A 23908-nucleotide genomic window follows, 5' to 3' on the forward strand; every position below is an offset into this window, starting at 1 on the left:
ACAGTAGGCGTGAATTCTTTTCAGACTTCCCGTTCCTGTGTTAAGGTGCCGCTGGAAGCCAACTTGACAAATAAACAGACAAGCATGGGCAAAATTATCGCGATCTCTAATCAAAAGGGGGGAGTTGGGAAAACCACAACCGCCATCAACCTGGCCGCCTCACTGGCTGCTGCGGAAATACCGACGTTGTTGGTAGATATGGATCCGCAGGCCAATGCCACCAGCGGAGTGGGGGTGAAAAAAGGCTCTTTCCGCCGCGGCCTTTACCATTCTTTGGTTATGCAGGAGCCGCTCGCTAACATATTGCTAGGGACGGAGTTGGAATATCTGAAAATTGCCCCGGCAGATCGCAACCTGGCTGGCGCTGAGATCGAATTGATTGATACTGAAGAACGGGAGTTTTATTTAAAGAAAATTCTGGAGCCACTGCGTGAAAATTTCCGCTACATTTTACTGGACTGTCCCCCCAGTTTGGGAATCTTGAATTTGAATGCTTTAGCCGCTGCGGATTCAATCATTGTCCCCATTCAATGTGAGTACTTTGCCTTGGAGGGAGTCACAGACCTGTGGGATACGCTAGTACGCATTCGGCGTGGCTTGAATTCCAGCTTGTCCGTCGAAGGCTTCTTGTTGACGATGTATGACGAGCGCACCAATCTGTCGAATCAGGTGGTTTCAGATTTGCGGGATTTTTTAGGCGCACAAGTCTTCGAAACTGTTATTCCGCGCAACGTGCGGTTGGCCGAAGCGCCGAGTCATGGCAAACCGATTATTTTATACGACATAAAATCGCGCGGGGCAGAGAGCTACTTAAACCTGTCGAAAGAGGTGATGGAAAATGACAAGAAAGGCACTCGGCAGAGGGCTTAGCGCCTTATTGGCCGATCCGGTTGCCGAGGCGTTCCCAAAAGATGAGGAGTTACTAGAAGTTGAGATTGATTTGATTGATGCCAACCCCGAACAGCCACGGCTCAATTTTAGCGAGGCCAAGTTGGAAGAGTTGGCGCAATCCATCAAAGCAAATGGTTTGGTACAACCCATCTTGTTGCGGCGAGTTGCGCATGGACGCTATCAGGTTGTTGCGGGCGAAAGGCGTTGGCGCGCCTCACAGCGAGCAGGGCTGGGGAAGATCAAAGCTGTTATCCGCACAATTCCAGATGCCAAGCTGCTGGAATTGGCGCTAATTGAGAACATACAGCGGCAGGAATTGAATCCTATTGAAGAGGCGCAGGCATATCAGCGCTTGCTTCAAACATTGGCGCTGACGCAAGACGAAGTAGCCAAGCAGGTAGGCAAAGACCGGTCGTCCGTCGCCAATTTTTTGCGTTTGCTGAAACTGCCGCCCGCAATTCAAAAGATGCTGGAGGATGAGGTCTTAGCAATGGGGCATGCGCGGGCGTTGCTGGGGTTGGAAACGGAAGCACAGCAAATTAAACTGGCCGACGAGATCGTAAATGGCAAGTTGTCAGTGCGGGCAGTGGAAAACGCGGTCAAGCAAATGACGGGCGCCAGCGCCGCGAAGGCTGCCTCGACACCTGCTAAGAATGATGCTAACATTCGTGCTGCTGAATTGAAGATGAAGCGGTTTTTGGGCACACAGGTACGCATCAACAGCGGGCAAAACCGCGGCAAGATTGAAATTGAATTCAGTTCGATGAGCGAGTTGGACCGCATTTACTCAATCATCATGCAGAAAGCCACTCATTGACCCCCTACCTACGTCCGCATTGGTGTTCAACACCTGAATCAACTCATTGTCCCAATCCAACATGAAATTTCAGCGCTATTTTATTCAAAGGAGAGCTTGATGATGAAATTTGGCAATAAAACCAGCAGTGTTGAAGGCCCAACAGATTTGCGCAGCTTTTTAGGCGAGGGAACGGAGATTACCGGTGAGATCAAATTCACTGAGATCATGCGTGTGGATGCAGTGATCAGTGGCAACATCATTTCGGATAATGGCAACCTCCTGGTCATGGAGCGGGGTCGGGTAAAAGCGACGGTAAAAGCCGGCGTGGTCGAGGTGAGTGGCACTATCGAAGGCACTGTGACCGCAAAAACGAGCGTCAAAATTCATCCGACAGGGCGGGTTTATGGGGATATTTACACCCCCTCGCTGATTATTGAGAATGGGGCCGTCTTTGATGGGAAGTGCCATATGCTGGATAGCAAAGATCAAAAGGCCAATTTGAAGGCCGAACAAAAATCCCTGCCGACCGATTTGAAAGCTGCCAAAACGGCGGATGCGGTCTAGGGCGTTTGATGAATGTAAGCGGCAAGGGCGTGTGTTGCTGACTGGTAACGCACGCCCATTGTTTTAGCAAAGGGCTTTATGGTAAATAGTTCTTGTGGTAAGTAGAAAAGTCGCAATGGCCAAATGGCTAAAAATTGTATTTGAGCTTTTCTTCGATGAACCGTTTGCTGATGGCCGCGCTTTCTTGTGCTGTGCGGCCCTGCGGTGTGCGGTCGAGTGCGACGATAACCCAGCCTGCATAGTGATAATCTTTCAAGATTTGAAATACTGACGGCAAGTTGACTTTGCCTTGGCCGAGTTCGACGAAATCATATTTCGCAGGGACGCGCGAGCCGTCCAATGTGGTTGTGGCCGATTGGGAGATGCGTACATCGGTGAAATGCGGAAAAGCCAGACGGTTCAGATAATCGCGCACAAAGCGCACCTCTTCACCGCCAGAGGCAGACAAATGCGCGCTGTCCACGAGCAACCAGACATACTTCGGATCAGTGGCGTCCAAAATCCGATCTACTTCATCGCGCCGTTGACCCAGGCTTTGTATTTGATTGCGGTACGCAAGCTTGATCCCACCTTCGCCCAATGTGCGTTTGCCAATTTCGGTCAAGTGTTTGCCCAGCTTGCGATAGTCATCCGGCGCTGGCAGTGAAGCCGGAGGACGCGCGCCATCCGCAACCTGAAGGTAAATCCCGCCAACCTCCTTCAACCATTTTGCCATTAGCAAAGCGTCGGCAATTTCCTGTTTCATCGTTGTCGGGTTGAGGGTGATGTTGCTTGCGGCGAGTGCGACCAAGCTGAGTTTTCTGGCGGCAAGCAAAGCTTTGAATTCGCCGGGGCGATTGGCATATTTGGTATAGCTGGCTTGGCGAATTTGGATTCCACGATAGCCGAGTGCGGAAATTTCGGTGACAGCCTGTTCAGTCTGTGATTGCCAGGCGGCAGTATCGTAGCCAATGCTGAATTCAGCTTGTTGAGGTTTGGCAAAAGTGCTATGACCCGTTAACGCCGCAGCGCCAACCCCGCACATAAACTGCCGGCGTGAAAAACGCATCGTAAAGGCTCCCTAGAAATGAAGAGCGCACAGTCCCAGCAATGAGGAAGTATGCGCTCTTTGATGTTAAAGCAGCGGGCGTTTAATTGCTGGCGACTTGCCGGGCGGCGTCCAGTGTCAGGCGCTGTTTGCGTCTGTACGACAGATTAGACATATGCGCGGCGATAGCCGATTTGTAGCCCAACTCGGCAGATGAATTGGGCTCTTTGCGCGAGCGCACGCATTCGACAAAATTAGCGTAGTGGTTATCGCCTTTCGCTTCACCTTTGATAAAAGCGCCCTCGGCATTGTTCATCTTTTCAGGCGCATAGTTCCAACCACTGGCCGATTTGCCCGAGACCATATCAGTCGTGCCCGCCAGCCATTCAATGGTGCCGTGCGAACCCAGGATGCGCACACCCAGGCCATAGCGGCTATTGCTAAACGTGGATTGCCAGGTCACGACCAAGTCGTTCGGATAATCCAGCGTCACGGCAATCGTGTCAGGCACTTCGCGACCGTCTTTTTCAGAGAAGACACCGCCGGACATATACGCTGCGGTCGGGACGCCCAAATCCAGCACGCCGATGATGTAACCGATTTGATGCACCATGTTCTCGGTCACATTGCCGCCACTAAATTCCCAGTACAGGCGCCAATTGATAAATTTGTGCGCGTCAAAGGGGCGGTTCTCGCGTCCATTCAGGAATGCCTTCCAATCCACATTTTGAGCGTTGCAATCCGCCGGGATCGGGCGCACCCATTGGCCCTTGCCGGCGGGCGTGTTGCGGCTCATCCAGGATTCGACGTGCGCCACCTTGCCCAGCTTGCCTTCTTTGACCCAGTTGCGCGAGTCCACAAAATAGCCCGCGCTGTTGTGTTGCTGCCCGACGCCGATCACGCGCTTGCCCGCGACACCCTTGGCGGCGGCCAGACAGGCTTCGGCCTCTTCGATAGACCAGGTCATGGTTTTTTCGCAATACAGGTCTTTGCCGGCGGCGAGCGTGTCCATGAAGTGGCGTGCATGACAATGCAACGGGGTCGCGACGATCACGGCATCCACGTCTTTTGACTCAAGAAGCTTGCGATGATCGCCGAAATTTTGTGTGATCGAAGGGGCGATCTTTTTCGCCTGTTCGTGCCGGGCTTTGTAAACATCGGCGGTCGCGACAAATTCGGCATTCGGGACTTTGACGAATTGCTCCATCAATTCCTGGCCGCGTGCGCCGGGGCCAATGATGCCGAGGCGGACGCGGTCGTTCGCGCCGGGCACACGGGCATACGACGATGCGGTGAACGTCGCCACAGTCGCTGTTGCCGCAGCCTGCTTGATGAAATCTCTGCGTTCGATTGGTTGTTTGCTCATAGTTGTCTCCCAGAAAGAAAGCGTGTCAGCAGTCCGGCAGTGAAAGTGTGTGACCTCCAATCGCCGGACTGCTGACTCAGTCGTCACTATTTAGAAGGTGACTCGCGCGCCGAAGCGCACCAGCCGCGCCGAACTGGAGACGCCAGTGATCAGCCCGAAGGTGCCTGGTGTGCTCACGCTGGTGCCCGGATTGCTCGGATTCGGGTGGTTCAAGCTGTCCAGATGTCCGCCCGCAACTCGCCGCCGATCCGCTCGGTGAATTTGAACTTCTTGAAAAGCGAACTGTCGAAGTTCCAGTAGCCCGGCCCGTTGATCAAACTGTTGCGCGTTACATTGCCGAAAGGCGCGTACAAAAGATTTGGGTCGTTCTTGCTGGCGACACTCGCCAGCGGTGTCGAGAAGACCGAGGTGTCAAAGTAGAGTTGCCCCGTGCGGATTCCAACTTCGTTAACCTTAGGCGTGCCGGTGGCGTTCGCACGCTGCGTGTTGCCGGGCGCATGCAAGGCCGTCCCGGTCGTGGTGAAATCAAGCGGCGTCCCGGAGCGGATATCAAGAATACCCGTCACTTGCCAGCCATCAAGCACCCATTTGACGAAGCCGTGCGTTTTGCTGGCGAAGGGAATTTGCCAGACGAAGCTCGACGCGAAAGAGTGCGTCCGGTCAAAGTCGGAGCGGCCATAACTCAACGCAATGTTGGCGGGTGTGCTGATGGTGCCCTGGTCGCCACCGGCGTAATCCAAAGACCGCCCGAGCGTGTAGTTGTTCGTAAACAGCAGTCCTTTCGAGAAGCGCTTGTCCACTTTGATCTGTAGCGAGTTGTAGCTCGTGGTTTCCCGCACTCTGGTGGTGATCGAAGCCGTGCGCCCGAAGGAGTTGAAGTACGGACGCGCTGGGTTGTCGTTGGCCGCAGTCGCCAGCCCCAACTGGTTGGCGGCGTTCAGGTCGAGCACGAACACGACGTCGCGCCCGACGTTGCCCACGTAAGCCGCCTCCCCTGTGAAGCCCCACCACAGTTGCCGCTGGAACGCGATGTTGTAGGAATGGAGTTTACCTTCGTGGAGGTCAGGCGGGGCGTAATACAGTCCGGTGGTTTTGAAGTTGCCGCCGTCAATGATCCCATTCGACGGAATATCGAAGAAGATCGGTGCGGGGAAGCCCGCCGCCATTGAGCCTGCCGGCGCGTAGGAGTTGGGCGCATTGAATTGATTGTTTTGTTTGACCGGGAAATTGAAGGCGTAGCTGTTGTCCGGGAAAGGCACCACGCTGGCACCGTACCCGGCGCGTATCACGGTCTTGTCGCTCAAGCGATAGGCCGCGCCCACACGTGCCACAAAGTTTTTCCACGGCGCGCCCTTGACGTCAATGTTCTGCGGGACGTTGCCGTAGCCGGCCACGTGCAGCGCGTTCTCGCTCGGCACGTAATTCGACAGCCCGCCTTTGTTCACGATGCCGACCAGCGGTTGATAGTACTCGTGACGCAATCCCAGAATCAGCGTCAGCTTCTTCGTCAATTGCCAAGTGTCTTGCGCGAAGCTGAAGGCGGCGTAGTGCTGCGTGCCGGGTTGGTCAATCACCTTGATGTCGCGTCCGACGCTGTTGGGCAGGTCGAGCAGGAACGCGGCGAAGGCGTTGGCGGGCGCGGTTTGTGATCGCGTATCGGCGGTGGTCGCCGTGCGAAATCCGTTGAAATCGAAGTGACCGCGCACGCCGCCGTTGTCCTGAATCTGCAGCAACAGGTCGCGGTTGTGGCGAATCTCTTCGCCGAACTTGAACGAGTGATTGCCCCAGAGCTTGGTCAGAATAGCGGAGCCGAGATAAGTCTTCTCGCCGCGATCCCAGGGCAAGCTGCCCGAAAAGCCGAGCACCGGGCCGTCAAAATTGCTGATGTTGATCGAAGTCAGCCCGTCCGAAAAAGAATCCGTGTTGACGTTCGGGATGCCGACGTCTTTGGAAGTTTTCAGTCCGGTGGCCTGCGAGACCGCCACGTTGTGATACCAACTGATGCCGAAGCGCCCTTCCAGGATCAAGGTCGGGCTGAAGGTATGCGTGTAGTTGGCCGCCGTGCTAATCGTGTTCTGCGTGCCAGTGCCGGCAAAGCCGCCGTTGGTCGGGCCGCCATAAAGCCCATAGGTGCCGGGATCGAAAACCTGCGGGCGCTGGTAGCTAAAGCGGTACGACAGCACGTTCTTGTCATTGATGTTGTAATTGATCTTGGTGTCGAAGGCATGCGTGGTCTTGATACGTACCTCGTTGAAAATGAGGTTGGGCACCTGCGCCAAAAAGTAATTTGACGCACCGGGCGCCGGGCCGGCATTGGGACGCGCCAGGAAGGCCAGCAGCCTTTTGGCGATGGGGCTAATCCGGTTGTCCGGGATGATGTTGTTTGGGAAAGGATCGCGGGTGACATTGCCAGCCGCGTCGGTGCGCGTCGTCAGCGGATCATAAATAACAAACTGCTTACCGCTCGCGTCCACCGTCTTGCTGAAGTCGCCGTTGTACCACTCGGCGTAAGGAACTTTGTGTTGTTGCACAGTGCCCAGCGCGTCGGTGGTGTACTGGTAATCGCCAAAATAGAAAAGCTTGTTCTTCTTGATCGGGCCGCCGATGGTCGCGCCTGCCTGCCGGTAATGCGTCGGCGCGGTGGTGTGCGTGAAGAAATCGCCCGCCTGCAGCCAGCCATTGTTGTTGTTACCGAACATGAAGGCGCTGCCGTGCAGGCTGTTCGTGCCTGATTTGATTGTAACAGACGAGACCGCGCCGCCCGCGCGCCCGAACTCAGCGTCGAAGTTCGAGGTCGCCACGCTGACCGTTTCGATGGCGTCCGCCGCCGGGATCAAGACTTGCAGCAAGCCCGTCTTTTCGTTGTCATCCACGCCTTCGATTTGGAAGTTGTTAGAGAGGCGCGATTGGCCGTTGACCTTCGATTCCAGGCTGTCCTGCGAGTTGAAGAATTGCGAATGGGGCCGCGTCGGGCGTGTCGCGCCGGGCACGGTGACGAGCAAACCCTGGAAGTTGCGGTTGAAGCCGAGCGGCAATTCACCGATCTGTTTGCTTTCGAGCAAGCGCCCGGTGTCGGCGCGGTCGGTTTGCAGGATCGCGGCGGCGCTGGCTTCGACGGTTACGGTCTCACTGACTTCGCCCACCTGCATCGCCAGATCAACGCGCACCGTCGTGTTGACGTCAACCGTGATGTTATCGCGCACGACCTTCTTGAAGCCTTTCAGGGTCGCTTCCACGCGATAGATGCCGTCCTTGATGTTTGAGAAGACATAGTTGCCATCTTGATTGGTGGCGGTGGTGACGGCGATGTTGGTGCGCACTTCGGTGGCGGTGACGGCGGCGCCTGCTGCCGCTGCGCCGTTGGCATCCGTGATGGTGCCGAGCAAGGCGCCTTTGACCGCTTGGGCCTGACCGGCGGAGGTCAGCAACATCGTCAATAGCAAGGCCGCGAGCAGCGTGCCCGTGTGTGTGAAGCGTTGCTGCCAGCGTACACGAGGGTGACGAGAGCTTAGTTTGAACTGCATAATCGAAGTCTCCTGATAAGGTTCCTGACGTTGAATGGAAGCAATGCTGAATGTGCCGGGCCTTTCACACCGGTGTGCGAAGCGCGAGGCTATTTTCAACATTCGAAAATGCCCGTTACGGCTAATTCAGGTAGGAATCCCAGCACGCTGACGAAAGAGGTGATGGTAAGTTGATGATGATGTTCCGCCAGCGGGGCGATTATCAGAATGGTAAGACCAGAAGTCAACGGCGGGTGAACGCCGGACGCAAGCTATTTTCCGAATGCCCAAAGTGTAAGGAGCTTGAGGCAGCACGCGCTGGCCGGTGGTTTGGCGCAAATTTGGCGATTGATCCGCTTTGAGCATGTTCCAGCTTTCCCACGACGTTGAGCGCGCGAGGCGGCTACCAGAGGTTTTCACTTTGCTGGCGGCAGCGCAAACGCCACATACGTCCCGCCCGACGGCGCGCCGCGTTTACCGCCGCCCGCAGCGATGACGACGAATTGTCGTCCGCCCACCTGATAGGTTGCAGGCGTCGCGTTGCCCGCAAAGGGCAGCAAGCTTTCCCACAGCAACTTGCCGGTGGCTTTATCGAAGGCGCGGAACTTGCGGTCATAATTCGTCGCGCCGATAAAGACCAAACCGCCCGCCGTGACAATCAGGCCGCCGTAATTCCAACTGCCTGTGTCACGCAACCCTTGCGCGACCAATTCGGGATGTTCGCCCAAGGGAATCTGCCAGGCGATTTTGCCCTGGTTCAAATCCACCGCGCTGAGCGTGCCCCAGGGCGGCTCGACCGCCGGATAGCCATCGGGATCGAGAAAGCGCGGATGGCCGTTTGTCGCATATTTTTGTTCGATAGGTGAGGCGCTCTTTTGCTCGACGGTGAGGTTGCTGTCTTCGCCGGTGAGCAGGAATTTGGTGAGGGCTTGCAAAGCCTCACGATTGAGCGAGGCCGTAAAACCCGGCATGCGTCCGAAGCCATTGCGGATGACTGTCTGCAATTCGGCGTCGTTGTATTTCTTGCTGACGTTGATCAGTGCGGGAAACTCCGGCGGCGTACCCTGCAAGTCTTTGCCGTGGCAACTGGCGCAGTTGCGTTCATACAAGTTGCGGCTGCTGGCTTGCGCGCGGGCTTGCGGACGCTCCACCAGTTTCAAGATGCAAGGCACTTCGCTGGCATTGACGAAGAGCAAGCTTGATTCAGGGTCAAAGGCTGCGCCGCCCCAGCCTGGCCCGCCGTCGAAGCCTGGAAAGACGATGACGCCTTGCAAATTGGGCGGCTCGAATTGGCCGCTGCTGGTGAGTTCACGAAACTGTTGCAACACAGCGGCGTGCGCGGCGGGCGTGCGCTTGGTCAGCATGGCTTCGGTCACGATTTGGCGAGCAATCGGCGGTGGCAGTTGGGGGACAGGCTGTGTGTCCGCCGGTTACTCGCCGTCCACGCCCTTGGTGGGGACTTTGCGATATTCAATCGGGAAGACGGGTTTGCCGGTCTCGCGTTCAAACACAAAGATGTGCCCGGACTTCGTCAGTTGGGCCACGGCGTCCACCTTGCGGCCATTGTGTATGAGCGTGACCAACGCAGGGGCCGTCGGTAAATCCCTGTCCCACAAATCGTGTCGAATCGTTTAGAAATGCCATTTACGTTGGCCGGTTGCCGCATCAAGACACAGCAGCAAATTGGCAAACAGGTTGTCGCCGTGCCGATTCGCGCCATAAAAATCATGGCTCAATAGCTGAATCTAGGAGCTAGTACTCCATCAAGCTGAAAATGAGGGATGTAGGGCGGGATTTAATCCCGCCCTACATCCCGGATGCGCTCTCAGCATCCATCACTTACAGCTTGATGGAGTACTAGGTCAGTAACAACGCGAGCAATGATCCAAGCAGAGCCTTCCCTCGTTTGCGGGCGTTGTGAACTAACTCTAAAGAAACCGAGATAGAGCGGCAGCAATTCTTGCGAGATACCACGATGCGGGCGTAACCAGGAACGGCGCAAGGACCAGAAGCCTTCGCGGTAGTGTTACCTAGTGGTTGATACATTTAAGATTGTAATGCACGGCAAACAGTTTGAAGTGCAGGTTGAGCATATATTCTTTCTTTGAAAACGAGAGCGCCTTGCGCACGAGTCGGCTGCTGCGCTGCCGGAGTGCGTTGTTGAGCCGTTCAAGGTGCGCGGTCTCGCCGGTCTCTTTGCCGACCAGTTGAGGGGTGACTGCCGGCAGACAGTTGTAGGCCCGCCAGCAGTCGCTAAAACTGCGACAGCGTAAATACTCATAAGGCAATTTGCGCCACAGCCGTTTGCAGGAATCCATTGAACCAGCGCCGCTAAAAAACGCGAGAATCTGACGAGTGCGCCGGGACTGCACAATCCAGATGCGCACTTGCTGCACCTTCACCTGCACAAAGGTGAAGAGTTCAGCGGCTTCCAGCGCGTCCTCCGCCTGTGCTGGGGCAATGGTGGTTTTGAAGTTTACGGCGGCGCGCGCTTTTTTTTCAGATGCTGGAACACAGTGACGTGACTAATCCCGAAAATCCGCCCGGTTGCTCGTCAGGAGTTGCGTTCCAGATACGTGCGCTCCGGCACTGCCGGATCAAGCTGCCGGGTGGGCAGCCGATTGTCGAGGACGCTGGTGACCCCACAGTCCTTGCACTTGTAGCGTTGGTTCCCCACACGGTTTTTACCGTTGCGGACAATGTTGGGGCTATGACATTCATGACAAGTACGCGTTTCAGTGATCATATGCCACCTTGTCACATCAACCACTAGATAACACTACCGCTTTGCGATAGAAATGTGGTTAGGTGTGATTTTCATGCTTAGCACGAACTGTCTTTTGTTATTCAGGATAAGAAGGTTACCATTTCTTATTGTGTGCGAGTGTCATTGGCAAACTCGCTAAGGTTGCAGATAACTGATGCACATCCAGCACTCTAGCCGATAAAGGCCGAACCGTGCATAAGTTGATCGGAGCGTCACTATAAAGAGCTTGTTCCAGGGATGCAAAGGGAAGACGATGCACGCTCCAAGTTTCCAAAGATCACTTGCTCACCAGCACGCTCAAATGCAACTGATACGTCTTTGACTGAAAGAGGCGTTGCCATGTCGGGGCGATATTTATTTGTAAATGTTTTGGATTGAGCGCCCGGCAAAAACCGAGCGTTCGTTGGGCAAACCAGTTGCCAAAACCTCTTCTTCGGTTCAGTGAAGCGGGAATTGTTCAAGTGAATTTTCGGGCCGCAAGATGTTACATCGGAACATTACGCCGAAATGACAGCGCACTGTTTTCACGCGTGCCTAACCAAAATGCTCGGCCATCTTCCCACGCAAGAACGCCACCGATTCTTGCAAGTCCTCTATCCCATTCTCGCCGTCCTCAATCGAAATCCAGCCGTCGAAGCCTTCTGCCCTGAGCGTCGAGAAAATCTTGTCGTAATCGTTGAGGCCTTTGCCGATGACGCCGTGCTTTAAGTTCTTGGCGTAACCCAGCGAGCCGTCTTGCGATTTCAGGTCTTCAATCGTGCCGCTGAGCAGGTAACGATCTGAGGCGTGCATGGTGATGACGCGGTGTTTGACGGCTTCGAGCACATCGAGTGGGTCTTCGCCGCAGATGATCGAATTGGACGGGTCGAAGTTGACGCCGAACCAGGGCGAATCTTTGAGCGCCGGGTGATTGATGATGTCGAGGAAGACGTCGAGGTGCTGGGCGAATTCGGGGTACTTCCAATAGCCGTCTTTGTAATGGTTCTCGATGTTGAGAATGATGCCGCGGGCGGCGGCGTAAGGAAGCGAGGCGCTGATGCCTTCGACCGAATAGCGAATGCCGTCCGCGCGCGAAACGTCTTCGCGGCGTTGGCCTGTGAGCACGCGGCAGTACTTGCCGCCGAGTTGGGCGGTCAGGTCAATCCAGAAGCGTTCTTTTTCGAGTTCCGCCGCGCGGGCCGCTGCGTCGTGCTGGGTGAAATCGGGCGAGCAGCACATCATCGGGATTTCCAAGCCCTTGGCGTCGGCGTGCTGCTTCACCTTGGCCACATAATCCGGCTCGAAGTTTGCAAAGAAACCGGGGTACATCTCGATGCCGTCCACGTCGAGCGTGGCAGCAAGATCAATCCAGTCAAACAGCGTCATTGTTTTGTGGACGCAGAGATCGTCCATGAACCCTTTGGGAAAGGCGCTTAGCTTGGCCATGAAAACTTATTTCTCCTGATTTGATAAATTTGCTTTGTTGCTGCGATACGGCGCAAAGTCGCGGCCCCAGTCTACGCCGATGACTTCCATGCTCAGATGTTCGCCGTCCACTTGCACCAGCACGAAATGATAAGCCCCGCCGCCCGGTTCATAAGGTGGTTTGGCAAGGCGGTCGAGCGTGACTTTCTCAGCGGCGAACTGTTTGAGGTAAGGCTGCACGTCGGGGTCGCCCGCGTAAGTGTAAAGCGGCGCGCCGCCACCGCCCGAAATAATATGATCAAGCCGATGTTTGCCTGTCGCGTCCTGATAGTGTTCGACCCAATGTTCAAACATATGATCGTGCCCGGCGAAAAAGACTTTGACGTGATGCTGACGAAACAACGGCGTGTAACGCTCGCGGAGGATAAACGAGGGCTTTTCCGTCTTGGCCCCGCCGTGCGGCCCAGAGGAAAAAGTCGGATGATGCGCGTACACGATGATGTTTTTATAGCGATTCCGATCCAAGCCTTCGAGCTGTCCTTTGAACCAGACGAACTGCTTTTCGTCGCCCATGATGTTGGAATCGAGCGCGATGACGAAGGTGTTGCCGTAGCCGAACGAAAAGACCGGATAGCCGCTCAACCGGCGCGGCGAACCATCCGGCGGTAGCAACTCGGCGTTGGCGGCGTAATAGTTTTTCAAGCCTGGTTGCCGCCGTTCGGCCTCGTGCGTCTCGGCGCTCGTGACATCGTGATTGCCGGGCGCGAGGAAATAGGGCACGCCGCCCTCCTGCGTCAGCTTATTGATGAGGTCAATGTAACTGACATTCCACTGCCGCCCGATGGCACCGTTCGCCACGCCATCACCGCTTTGCAACACGAAGCGCACGGGATAGTCGCTTTTCTCCAGCTTCTTGATCGAAGCAAGCATGGCGTTGACGACCAGCGAGTGTTCGTATTGTTGCTCAAAGCCATCGCGCCGCCCGCGCGTGTCGCCGTAAACGATGAACGAAAACTTTGAGACGCCAGCGGATGCGGCTTCGCCGGGCAGCGGATTGCGCGGCGCTTTGATGGCGCGGACTGGTTCATCCGGTGGTGCGGCGGGCGTTTGCCCAAAAGCTGTGTTTGCGAACCCCAACCAGCAACAGAGAAAGAACGAGAAGAAAGTTGTGTGTTTTAGTTTGCTCATTGCGTTTGTTCGTCACCTTGCTTACTTCGGCTGCAACACGGCTTTCACATACTTGCCGCCGTGCATCCCGTCGAAACAATCTTTCCAGTCTTCCAAAAAAGCCACGCGGCTGATGATTGGTTTGAGGTTGATCTGCCCCGACGCCAGCATCGAAACCACCATTTCCCAATTCTCAAACGTGTGGCTAAAGCTGCCCTGCAAACGCACCGCCTTTTGCACCAGCGGATCAAGCGAGAAACCGAGTGGTTGCGGCCCCCAACCGACTTTGGTGATTTGGCCTGCCGGGCGCACGATGTCGAGCGCCGTTTTCAAGGCTGCTGAAGCGCCCGCCGCGTCTACGACCAAGTGTGCGCCGAGGCCGTCGCCGAGGCTCATCACCAAGTCTTTCAAATCGGTTTCTTGCAGATTGACCGTGTGCGTCGCGCCCAACTCTTTCGCGGCTTCCAAACGCGAAGCGTCGCTGGCCAGCCCTGCGACGATCAGATTGCCTGCGCCTGCGAGGCGTGCCATTTCAGCGCACAGCAAACCAATTGGGCCGGGGCCGAAGACGACGACGGTGTCACCCGGTTTGACTTTGCTTTTCTCTACGACGCAGTTGTAACCGACGCAGCACGGCTCGGTCAGCGCGGCCTTTTCAAATGGCAGGCTGTCCGGGATGTGATGCAGGCAGCGTTCCGACACGCGCACGTACCCCGCCATTGCGCCGTTGATGCCGTAGCCAAACCCTTTGCGTTGCGGGCACAGGTTGTAAGCGCCCGTGCGGCACATCATGCATTGGCCGCAAATATACGAAGCCGTTTCCGACACGACGCGGTCACCTTCTTTGAACAGTTTCACGCGGCTGCCTTTGGCCGCGACAATGCCGCCGAACTCGTGACCCAGGATCACCGGCGTATTGACCGGCCAGCTTTGCGAACCGTGGTATTGATGTACGTCGCTGCCACAGACGCTGACGCCGCCGACTTTGAGCAGCACTTCGTCATCATTGATTTCCGGCACCGGCACTTCGCGGACTTCGACGGAACCAGGTTTGAGGTCGTATTGGACGACCGCAGTCATTGTTTGAGTCATAAATGCAAAGCGGGAATTTTCCGCCCACGAAGTCACACGAAGAAAGACACGAAGAAGAGGAATCTTTTACTTAGAGCGGTTTGCAATTGCGTTTACGGGAGTCAGTTGACGCCGGGACAGTATCGCGCGCGTGAGCAAGCGGTGCGTCAAGCTGGCATCATTGGCTAAACTGCCAAAGCTCCGCTTGCTTACGCGCGCGGTACTATCCCGTTGCGCGGGTTTCCCGTACAACGAAGTGAAAACCGCTCTAGTGCCACTTCGTGTGGCTTCGTGGGCGAAATTTATTATTCCCGAATCCTCCGTGTAATTTCTGAAAGAATGGATTTGAGATCGTTGCCTCCGGTATGGGAGGCAGTGCTGAACGAGTACGCATCAATCGCCAGCGGCGCGCCAATCACCACCAGCGGCGCGCCGTGTTTCGGCATGCTGATGGCCTGTTCGATGGAAAGGCCACCGACAGCTTGGACGGGAATGCTGACGGCTGCAACGACGGCTTTGAGGTCGTCGAGCGGACTGAGCATGTGGCCCGTGTCGGCGTAAATGCCATTGCGTTCGTCGAAGCCCGTGTGATGCACGATGTAATCCACGCCGAGGTCTTCCATCCATTTCGATGCGGCGGCTTTGTCGTCGCAGACCATGTTGTCGCCCATGACTTTGACGCCGAAATCGCGGCCCGCTTTGACAACGCATTTGATCGTCTCGGCGTGCGCGCGCGCCATCACGACGACGTGCGTTGCGCCCGCTTTCGCCATCATCTCGGCTTCGAGATAGCCGCCGTCCATGGTTTTCAAGTCGGCGACGATGGGCGTGTCGGGAAACTCTTGGCGCAAGGCGCGCACGCCGTGCAGCCCTTCGGCCAGAATGAGCGGCGTACCGGCTTCGAGCCAATCCACGCCTGCTTCGAGCGCGATGCGGGCAGTTTCGAGTGCTTCGTTGATGTCAGTAAGATCAAGAGAGATTTGAACGATTGGTTTCATTGTTGGTAGTCGGTAGCCGGTAGTCAGTCGTCGGTAGTCAGTAGGGGCGGTAGCCGAAAGCCAATCAAGAGCAACCTATTCAGTTGCGACATCTACTGACTACTGACTACTGACTACCGACGACTGACTACTTGATTTCGCGGATTTTGATATTGCGATACCACACCTTGTCGCCATGTTCCTGCAACAAAAGATGGCCTTTGGCGAAGGTGCCAAAGAGCGGTTGGTCTTTGAATTTGCTTTGGGCGATCAGGGCTTTGAGCGCTGCGCTGCCGCGTTCGTATTCGAGCACCTTTTGGCCGTTGAGCCAGTGTTCGATGTGATTGCCTTTGACGACGAGACGAATCTGATTGAACTCGCCGACGGGTTTGAGTTTCTTTTTGTCGTTGGGCGGCATGATGTCGTACAGCGCGCTGGCTTTGCGATTGCCGTTGATGCCGGCCTTGGCGTCAGGATGGTTGTCGTCGTCGAGTACCTGCATCTCGAAACTAACCGCTGAGCGGCCTGTGGGTGGCAGCGTTTCCGAAACGAGATACTTGATGCCGCTGTTGCCGCCTTTGCTGATCTTCCATTCCAGGGTGAATTCAAAATTCTCGAACTGGTCAGCAGTGATCAGATCGCCACCCGCTTGGCCGAGTTCGCCGTGCGCCTGAATGCGGCTGATGCAATTGTCCTCAATGATCCAGCCTTCGGGCACATTCTGTTTATGAAAGCCGCGCCAGCCGGTGAATGTTTTGCCGTCGAAGAGCAAGCGCCAGCCGGCTTTCTTTTCGGCTGCGGTGAGTTGATTGGCAGAGTCTGCTGCGTTTTTGGTTTGCGCAAACACCGCCAAAGCGGACAGCGCATAGATAGTGCTTAGCAAGAGAATCTTTTTCATGATGGGTTACCGGTTACCTTAGAGTTGTTTTCGATGATGTTACTACTTGAACGCCTCAGCCAGCTAACGAACCAGGTGCTCTCTGCCGATGACGATCCACCTCAGCGGGTCAGATGGATCACGGCGCATCAGGAATCCGTGCCGCCACGCCGTGTCATCCTCGAAAGTTATGAAGTTAATTACGAGCGTCAGCTCACCTACTTTCGCCAAGTTGAAATCTGCCTGCATACGTTGAAATGCCCGATAGAATTTTTCGCTGTAATCAACCTGCACAACCTCGCCTGGCAGCATGCGCCTGGCTGGTCCGACGGTTGGCGTCTCAGGGCGCGTGCCATAGGAAAACATTCGCAGGCTCGGATGTCGGCCATCCGGCGCAACAGCCTGTAAGCCAAGCTCAAAATAAGTGATGACTTTGTCCGAGACGTTCTTGACCTCAAACCGCAGGCCTTTTGCCCAATCGTCACTCGCCTCAAACCGGTTCCCGAATGTTACGGGCTGACCTTCAACCTGCAGGTTGGAGACGGCAAGCACTTCGATAGCGCCGGGGGCCAAGCGTTCAGTGTTAAGAACGCGCTCTGGCACTTGTTGGGCGCGCACTAGCAGCGTGAAGCAGAGAGAAAAACAAATCAATCGTAGCGTTGTGCAAATTGCTCTTGTCAGCATGGCTACCGCTCCTTTCCAGGTAGGTTGATTTATGCCTTTGCCACGCGCGCCGTGGCGCGTTCCCGCCGCCCATCCCATTGCAGCGTCGTCTGCTGCCGATAAGCATCCACGCCCATCCGAATCGCGGCCATCACTTTGTAGCCCAGTTCGGCATTCAAGTTTGGTTGCTGGCGACTGCGCACGGCGTCCAGGAAGTTGTCCATGTGCGGGTGCGTGCCGCGCAGGTTGGGTTTGCATTCAAGCGACAATTTATCAACGCCGGTCTTGGCTTTGAATTCCTTGCGGTATTCGTTGTCGGGCAGGACTTCAATCGCGCTGTGACTGAAGTTCTCGCCGCTTTGCGCGAGGATGATGCGGCCTTCGGTGCCGTTGACGGCAACCAGCGGCGGCGCGCCAGCCGCGACCGAACACGAGAGATTTACGGTGAAGCTGGAATAATCCACGTTCATCAAAAACGTATCGGGCACCTCGCGGTCTTTTTGCACGTAGATGCCGCCAGAGGCTACGACCTTGGCGGGGAATTCCTGGCCCGTGATCATCACCAGCGGCGCGAGGGCGTGATAGAACAAATCGGTCGCGATGCCACCTGAATAGTCCCAATACTTGCGCCAGCGGAAATACCGCTCGGCGTCAAAGGCCCGTTTCGGCGCATTCCCAAGAAACGCTTTCCAATCAATGTTCGCGGCGCTGGCGTCGGCGTCAATCGCGTAATTCCACTCGCCGCCTTCTTTGTTCGCGTTGCGGCCATAGCCAGCGGTCGCCCAGACGACTTTGCCGATCAGGCCTTGCTCAATCGCTTTGCGCGCCTGGTGGAAGTGGTCGAACGAAGTGTATTGGCTGCCAACCTGCAAGACGCGCTTGTTGGCTTTGACGAATTCGGCGATTTCGCGGGCCTCTTCAATCGTATAGGTGAACGGCTTTTCCAGATAGACATCCTTGCCTGCCTTGAGCGCCGCCAGCGCGTGGCCGTGGTGCCAATGGTCGGGCGAAGCGATGACGATGACGTCAATGTCTTTGCGGGCGCACAATTCGCGGAAGTCATGCTGGACGTTCTTTTCATCCACGCCCGTGCGTTCACGCGCCAGCCGTTTGCGCTTCTCGTAAATGTCGCAGACGGCGACCGGTTGCACATCGCCGCGTTCTTGGGCGCGGTTGACCAGCGCGTCAATGTGCGTGTTCATGCGCCCGCCGCAGCCCACAAAGCCGATGTTGAGCCGGTCATTCGCGCCCAGCACACGCGCACCGGAAGTGCTAGCCACAACCGGCGCAGCTTGGGCAATCGCTGGAACGGCCTTCAACAAACCGACGCCGAGGCCGGTTTGTTTCAGAAAATCACGACGCGAGTTACGCTTCGACATACGTCAGGCCCGCCTTTGGTTTTAGGGATTGGATGGAATTGTTCACGGGATGCCACCGGATGCATTTATCGGCGCGCATCATAGCGCAGGCCCGCGAAGCAGCGCCAGACTTAACTTGACACTTGGTCAAGCCATCCTGATAATCCGCAGCGTCAACGGAGCTACTTATTCAATTACACGGCAAATCATTCTTGCTTTACCGATAAAATGCCTGGGCGTCCTGCCTGCGGTGCTTCTCCGAGTGGCATGCTGGGAAGAAAAAATCACAGTTGAAAAATTCAGCTTTTCATCGCTGTAACGCTGGGTATGTCAAAACTTTTGACGGGCCAGCTTACGGCCTTTGCTCGTTGTCTACTGGGGCAGCCAGCGTAACTACTCCGGGCTGCGGCGCGCGCGCCGTGTCCATTGTCACTAGCTACTCTTTCAGAGGAATAAAACCATGAATACAAGCAAAAAGACGTTGCTGAGACTTTGTTTCGGCGTCCTGGCACTCGTCGCTTTTTGCACCTTGCAAGCGCTGGCGCAAGTCGGTTCGCAAGGGCAAATTTCCGGCTTTGTGCGTGATAGCGCCGGCGCGGCGATCAGCGGAGCCACCGTTATGGTGACCGATGTCGGCACCAAACAACAACGCAGAGCTACGACCAACGCCGACGGCTATTACGTCGTCGCCAATATCGCCGCGGCGATTTACGACGTTTCAGTCGAACAGTCGGGCTTCAAAAAGTCCACGCAAACAAACGTCAAACTCGACGCGGCTGGTAAGGTCTCGATTGACCTGACAATGCAGGTCGGCAACGTGGCCGAGACCGTCACGGTCGAAGCCTCCGCCACACAATTGCAGGAATCCACCGCCACTGTGGGGCGTACCATCGAAGGCATCCAAGTCAGCGAGTTGGGGCTGAACGGCCGCAACCCGATCCGCTTGGGCGCGCTCAAAGCGGGCGTGCTGGGCGGCGGCAGCCCCGGTGCCTTCCAATTTACGCCGGGCGACGGCGGCTTCAACGTCAACGGCAGCCGTAGCGATGCGAATAGCATTCTGTTGGATGGCGTGCAGCAAGTGCGCACCCGTTCGGCAGGTTCCACCACGGGCGTCGTTGACGTTGACACCTTGCAGGAAGTGCAAATCCTGACCTCCAACTTCGCGCCGGAATTCGGGCGCTCATCCGGCAGCCAGATGATCTTCGTGACCAAGTCGGGTACCAAGGAATTCCACGGCGGGCTTACTGAGTTCTTCCGCAACAACAAGCTCGACGCCAATACATGGAACCGCAACCGGACGCCGGTGACGGCGGTGAACACGGTGGCTGTGACGCCGCCCATCACCAGATTCAATCAGCCTGGTTACTCGATTGGCGGCCCGGTCTACATCCCAGGCAAATTCAACACCAGCAAGGAAAAACTCTTCTTCTTCTGGGCCGACGAATGGGTCAGATTCCGCTCTGGCCAGACGCCAACGGCCACCGTGCCGAGCGCAGCACTGCGCAGCGGTGACGTGCGTGAACTTGGGGCTGGCGCCGATGGCGTGTTTGGCACGGCTGACGATCCGGTCAAAGACCCGACGACGGGGCGCGGCTTTGTTGATACGACGCGCGGCCCGGGCTTTATCCCCACGAACCGTCTCAGCCCGATTGGCAAGGCGATCGTCAATGCCTACCCGGCGGCGAATTGTATCGGCTGTTTTCCCGGCGCAACCACGAACTATATCGCGTCGGGCAATGATGCCACCGATACGCGCAACAAGACGCTGCGCGTTGACTACTACAAAGGGAATCATCACCTGGCGTTTCGCGGCACGCTTTTCGACTGGAAGATTCGTACCGCGTTCCGTGGCTCGTTCACCTTCACGCCGGACAATAATAACCGGCCCAACCGTAGCGCGGGGTTGACGCTGACCTCGACGCTCAAGCCGACCTTGATCAACGAATTCACCTACGGCACTTCAGCGGACATCGTCAAGCTGCGCGTGGGCGGGAAACCGAGCCGCACGGCTGTGGGCATTACTTTCCCTTACATTTTTCCGGGCAGCAAGGAACTCGACGACAAGATTCCGACCATCGCGATCGCCAACTTCACCGGCATTGATGGCGGCCCGTACCCGGCTTCATCTTCCGGCCCGATCTTTACGTGGGCGGACAATCTGACCTGGGTGCGCGGCAGCCACACGTTCAAGACTGGCATCAACATTGAGCGTTCGGGGCAGAACGACTTCGATCAGGTCAATATCCAGTCGGTGCCGGGCGCTTCCAACAATCAGAATGGTTCGTTTGCCTTTGTGGCGAATCGGCCCGGCGGGACAGGGGTCGCCGTCAGCGATGCGCTGCTGGGTCTGTTCAGCACCTATGGCGAGATCGGCCAGAAGGCTTACACGCCGTGGCGCGCGACCACTTATGAGGGCTATGTGCAAGACAACTGGAAGGTGTCGCGCAAGCTGACGGTCGAGTATGGCGTGCGCTACAACTACTGGCCGCCGTGGCATTCGCTCTTCAACAATATCGGGACATTCGATCCGAGCTTCTATAAAGCCGGTTTGCTTTCCATCAATCCGGCGAATGGCGCGGTCGTGATTGCAACGGGTGCTGACTATACCCTCGCGCGTTTCAATGGCATCTCGCTGGCCGGCAGCGGCTTCCCTGACGCCGCCAAAGGCCGCGTCGCGGTACTCAACAACCCGCTGATCAATTCGGCTTCGCTGTTCCGTGGCATTCCCGAAGGCATCTCTGAGACCCACAAGAATATCTTCGAGCCGCGCCTGGGGTTGGCTTATTCGTTGAATGACAAGACGACGATTCGCGTGGGCGCGGCGGTTTTTCATAGCCGCGTGTTTCTGAACGATTCGTCGCTGCTGGGCGGCAATGCGCCTTTGCAGATTCAGACCGGCGTTGAGAACGGCAGCGCGGATGCGCCCGGCGGCGTGATTACCTCGTTCGCCGATTCACTGCGGTTCCCCTTCAGCCTGACCGCGCAGGATAAGGTCTTCAAGCTGCCGACTTCCTACAACTGGTCGCTGACGGTGCAACGCGAATTGCCGGGCAAGTTCCTCGTTGAATTGGGCTACATCGGCAAGCACTCGCAATTCCTGCAACGTGAACGCAACATCAATTCGCTTCAACCAGGCCAAAACTTCACGCGTGACGCGGCGGGCAAGATCACGGGCACGGTGGCCTTCGCCAATGCCTTGCGCCCCTACTTGGGACACGGGCAGATTCGGTTGGCGGAAAATTCCGGCGACTCGATCTACCACAGCTTCCAGACGCAGGTGAGCCGCCGTTTCAATCGCGGGTTCAGCTTCGATATGGCCTACACCTTCTCGAAGTCGCTCGACAACACCTCGAACAAACGCGATGTGTTGCCGAATGCTTTCAACGACAAAAACATCCGGGGCGTGTCGGATTTCGACCGGCCGCACGCCTTCGTGGCGAACTTCGTCTACGAACTGCCCATCGGCAAGGGCCGTAAGTTGCTTGATCACGGCGGCGTGACCAACGTCATACTCGGCGGCTGGCAGGTGACGGGCATCACCTTCGTCCGTAGCGGCGGGCCTGGCTCAATTAGTATCCCCGTGGATGCGTTGGGCGTCGGACCCGGCGCGGGCAACCAAAGCACCTTCCAGGTGGCGAGCCTGCGTTGTCCGGTCAAGGTGGTGGGCGCTTCGCTGGGCGGGCAGTACTTCAGCGATCCGACCTGCTTCACCCTGCCGGCTCCCGGTACGGAAGGCAATTCGGGCCGCAACAACTTCCGCGGCCCGATCACCCAGAGCCATGACCTGGCGCTCTTCAAGAACTTCCGTTTCAAGGAAAATTTGAAGCTGCAGTTCCGGCTTGAGACTTTCAACTTCCTCAATCACGCGAACTTCAACGGGCCGAACACCAACATCAATGACAACAACGCGATTGTCACCAGCTTTACCGACCCGCTTTACGGTACCTTTAGGCCGAATGCGAGCGGGCCGGTGACGCGCAACTTCGGCTTGGTCACCAGCAAGACGGATGACCGGCGGACGGTGCAGTTGGGCCTCAAACTGAACTTCTAGTCCGGCTCACGCGGGCAGTTGATGCCTGCGACAATTCAATGGCGGGTTAGCTCCAGGCGAGTTGACCCGCCGTTTTTCATTTCGCTTGAAGCGTCTTTTGGGGTTAACACTTTTCCTCTGCTGGGCGTAAAATCGCCGCCAACGCAGGCTTGATTCTCGCCGCAAGGCGTCACGTCGATTAATGGTTGTATCTTTGAGTTTGAGGAGGATGCATGAAAACTTTGACTGGGTTGTTGTTGCTCTGCGTGCTGGCCGGTTCCGCTTTCACGCAAGCCGCGCCCGCCGCAGCCGCGCCGCCCGACCTTGAGATCGTCTTTGCTTATGTGGGCACGCATAACTCCTGGCAACTGGCGGAACGTTACCGAAGCTTCCCCGCGCCTGGATTGCAGGGCGGTTATGCCGCCGAACTCGGCGCTGATCCGGGCCGGGTGCAAGGCGTGCGTGAAGTGAGCCGCCGGCAGGTTGCGACGCAATACGCGCTGTTGCGCGTCAAAAACACCGGAACCAAAACCATCAAAACCATCGAATGGGAAGCGCCGCACATGAATTTCAAAGACGGTCAGTTGCTGTGGCGTTTGGCGATCAAGAGAAAAGTCAATTTACCGGCGGCCGCGACGGCGCTCCTGAAAGAGACGCTACAGCCGCATAACAAACGCCTGCGGCTGAGTGCGCTGACCGACGCGGCAGGCAACACGCTTCAACTCGGACAAGCGGAGAGCTTTACACTCGTGCAGCGCGCCAGCGCTGGCGCGCCGTCGATCCAATTCCTCACCTTCACTTCCGTGCAAGGCCAGCGCTATACGGTTCCTGCCGATTGGCAGCGCCAGCCGATTTCGCTCAAACGCATCGAATACGCCGACGGCACGGTCTGGCAACGGCAATAACCTTTGCGCGTGCCCACCGGCACAGTAGAATCGCCGCCAAGAGGAAATCGAGATGGAATCCACCACCGAACAAATCGCGATTGAAAAACTGCGCACCCTGTCGCCGGAGCAGCAAGGGCAGGTGCTGCAATTCATTGAGGGCCTGGAGCCACCCGCCACGCCACGCCGCGTTACGATCTGGGATCAAGTCAAAGATATTATCGAGGCCGTGCCGCCGGAAGCTTGGGCCGAAGTGCCGAAAGACGGAGCGGCCAATGTTGATCACTACCGATACGGAGCGCCGAAGCGGATATGAGGCAGGTCTTCGATGTTGCATGCGGCGCGACTGGATAAAGGCGATAGCCTGACGGATTGCATCTCAATGAACATTAGATCGGTTTTCACATCAGTGTATGGGAAAAGCCGCGCAGCGGGGTGGTACCGCGCGCGTGAGCAAGCGGAGCCTGGGCGGTTCAGCCAGTAGCGTCAACTTGACGCGCCGCTTGCTCACGCGCGCGGTACCGTCCCGGCACAACGCGCTCCCATAAATGCAATTGCAA

At 56.6% G+C, this 23908-nt stretch carries 20 protein-coding genes; 6 read left to right on the forward strand and 14 right to left on the reverse strand.

Features of this window, described 5'->3' with window-relative positions:
- Positions 1-84 precede the first annotated feature (84 nt).
- The 3 genes from HY011_06850 (at position 85) to HY011_06860 (ending at position 2254) form a co-directional block, all read left to right on the forward strand.
- Positions 85-870, forward strand: coding sequence for a ParA family protein (locus HY011_06850; GenBank protein MBI3422641.1), 786 nt, complete (start codon positions 85-87; stop codon positions 868-870).
- Positions 839-1708, forward strand: coding sequence for a ParB/RepB/Spo0J family partition protein (locus HY011_06855; GenBank protein ID MBI3422642.1), 870 nt, complete (start codon positions 839-841; stop codon positions 1706-1708). The genes HY011_06850 and HY011_06855 overlap by 32 nt, the downstream gene beginning before the upstream one ends.
- A 99-nt stretch (positions 1709-1807) precedes the next feature.
- Positions 1808-2254, forward strand: coding sequence for a polymer-forming cytoskeletal protein (locus HY011_06860; protein MBI3422643.1), 447 nt, complete (start codon positions 1808-1810; stop codon positions 2252-2254).
- A gap of 127 nt (positions 2255-2381) precedes the next feature.
- Here the strand turns inward: HY011_06860 and HY011_06865 are convergent, their stop codons facing one another.
- From HY011_06865 to HY011_06930, 14 genes are all read right to left on the reverse strand, one after another.
- Entirely contained in the window at positions 2382-3302 is a 921-nt protein-coding gene (locus tag HY011_06865) for a TIM barrel protein (GenBank protein MBI3422644.1), read from the reverse strand.
- A gap of 82 nt (positions 3303-3384) precedes the next feature.
- On the reverse strand, positions 3385-4647 hold the full coding sequence (locus HY011_06870) for a Gfo/Idh/MocA family oxidoreductase (protein ID MBI3422645.1): 1263 nt from the start codon (positions 4645-4647) through the stop codon (positions 3385-3387).
- Between the two features lie 209 nt (positions 4648-4856).
- A complete protein-coding gene (locus tag HY011_06875) occupies positions 4857-8171 on the reverse strand; it encodes a TonB-dependent receptor (GenBank protein MBI3422646.1) in 3315 nt (1104 codons plus the stop codon).
- Between the two features lie 395 nt (positions 8172-8566).
- Positions 8567-9121, reverse strand: coding sequence for a PQQ-binding-like beta-propeller repeat protein (locus tag HY011_06880; protein MBI3422647.1), 555 nt, complete (start codon positions 9119-9121; stop codon positions 8567-8569).
- A gap of 459 nt (positions 9122-9580) precedes the next feature.
- Positions 9581-9733 carry a hypothetical protein gene (locus HY011_06885; protein MBI3422648.1) on the reverse strand — a complete coding sequence of 51 codons (153 nt, stop codon included), beginning with the start codon at positions 9731-9733 and terminating at the stop codon, positions 9581-9583.
- A 447-nt stretch (positions 9734-10180) separates the two neighbouring features.
- Entirely contained in the window at positions 10181-10546 is a 366-nt protein-coding gene (locus HY011_06890) for an IS1 family transposase (protein MBI3422649.1), read from the reverse strand.
- A 158-nt stretch (positions 10547-10704) separates the two neighbouring features.
- A complete protein-coding gene (locus HY011_06895; GenBank protein ID MBI3422650.1) occupies positions 10705-10896 on the reverse strand; it encodes an IS1 family transposase in 192 nt (63 codons plus the stop codon).
- Positions 10897-11451: 555 nt separating this feature from the next.
- Positions 11452-12342: a sugar phosphate isomerase/epimerase gene (locus HY011_06900; protein ID MBI3422651.1), complete on the reverse strand. Its 891-nt coding sequence runs from the start codon at positions 12340-12342 to the stop codon at positions 11452-11454.
- A 6-nt stretch (positions 12343-12348) separates the two neighbouring features.
- Complete coding sequence (locus HY011_06905) at positions 12349-13509, reverse strand: metallophosphoesterase (protein ID MBI3422652.1); 1161 nt, start codon at positions 13507-13509, stop codon at positions 12349-12351.
- A 21-nt stretch (positions 13510-13530) separates the two neighbouring features.
- Positions 13531-14580: a zinc-binding dehydrogenase gene (locus HY011_06910; protein MBI3422653.1), complete on the reverse strand. Its 1050-nt coding sequence runs from the start codon at positions 14578-14580 to the stop codon at positions 13531-13533.
- 284 nt (positions 14581-14864) lie between these two features.
- Positions 14865-15557, reverse strand: a complete 693-nt coding sequence (locus HY011_06915; GenBank protein MBI3422654.1) for an orotidine 5'-phosphate decarboxylase — start codon at positions 15555-15557, stop codon at positions 14865-14867.
- Positions 15558-15684: 127 nt separating this feature from the next.
- Positions 15685-16434 (reverse strand): DUF1080 domain-containing protein, encoded by a 750-nt coding sequence (locus HY011_06920; protein MBI3422655.1) that lies wholly within the window; start codon positions 16432-16434, stop codon positions 15685-15687.
- 63 nt (positions 16435-16497) lie between these two features.
- The gene (locus tag HY011_06925; GenBank protein MBI3422656.1) at positions 16498-17097 is read right to left on the reverse strand and encodes a hypothetical protein; all 600 of its coding nucleotides are present in this window, start codon (positions 17095-17097) and stop codon (positions 16498-16500) included.
- Between the two features lie 29 nt (positions 17098-17126).
- Positions 17127-18455: a Gfo/Idh/MocA family oxidoreductase gene (locus tag HY011_06930; protein ID MBI3422657.1), complete on the reverse strand. Its 1329-nt coding sequence runs from the start codon at positions 18453-18455 to the stop codon at positions 17127-17129.
- A gap of 439 nt (positions 18456-18894) precedes the next feature.
- Here HY011_06930 and HY011_06935 point away from each other — a divergent pair, with 439 nt between their 5' ends.
- From HY011_06935 to HY011_06945, 3 genes are all read left to right on the forward strand, one after another.
- Positions 18895-22485 (forward strand): carboxypeptidase regulatory-like domain-containing protein, encoded by a 3591-nt coding sequence (locus tag HY011_06935; GenBank protein MBI3422658.1) that lies wholly within the window; start codon positions 18895-18897, stop codon positions 22483-22485.
- Between the two features lie 212 nt (positions 22486-22697).
- Positions 22698-23369 carry a hypothetical protein gene (locus HY011_06940; protein ID MBI3422659.1) on the forward strand — a complete coding sequence of 224 codons (672 nt, stop codon included), beginning with the start codon at positions 22698-22700 and terminating at the stop codon, positions 23367-23369.
- 52 nt (positions 23370-23421) lie between these two features.
- Positions 23422-23664 (forward strand): hypothetical protein, encoded by a 243-nt coding sequence (locus tag HY011_06945; protein ID MBI3422660.1) that lies wholly within the window; start codon positions 23422-23424, stop codon positions 23662-23664.
- The last annotated feature ends 244 nt before the right edge of the window (positions 23665-23908 follow it).

Source organism: Acidobacteriota bacterium (genome assembly GCA_016196035.1).
Taxonomy (GTDB): domain Bacteria; phylum Acidobacteriota; class Blastocatellia; order RBC074; family RBC074; genus JACPYM01.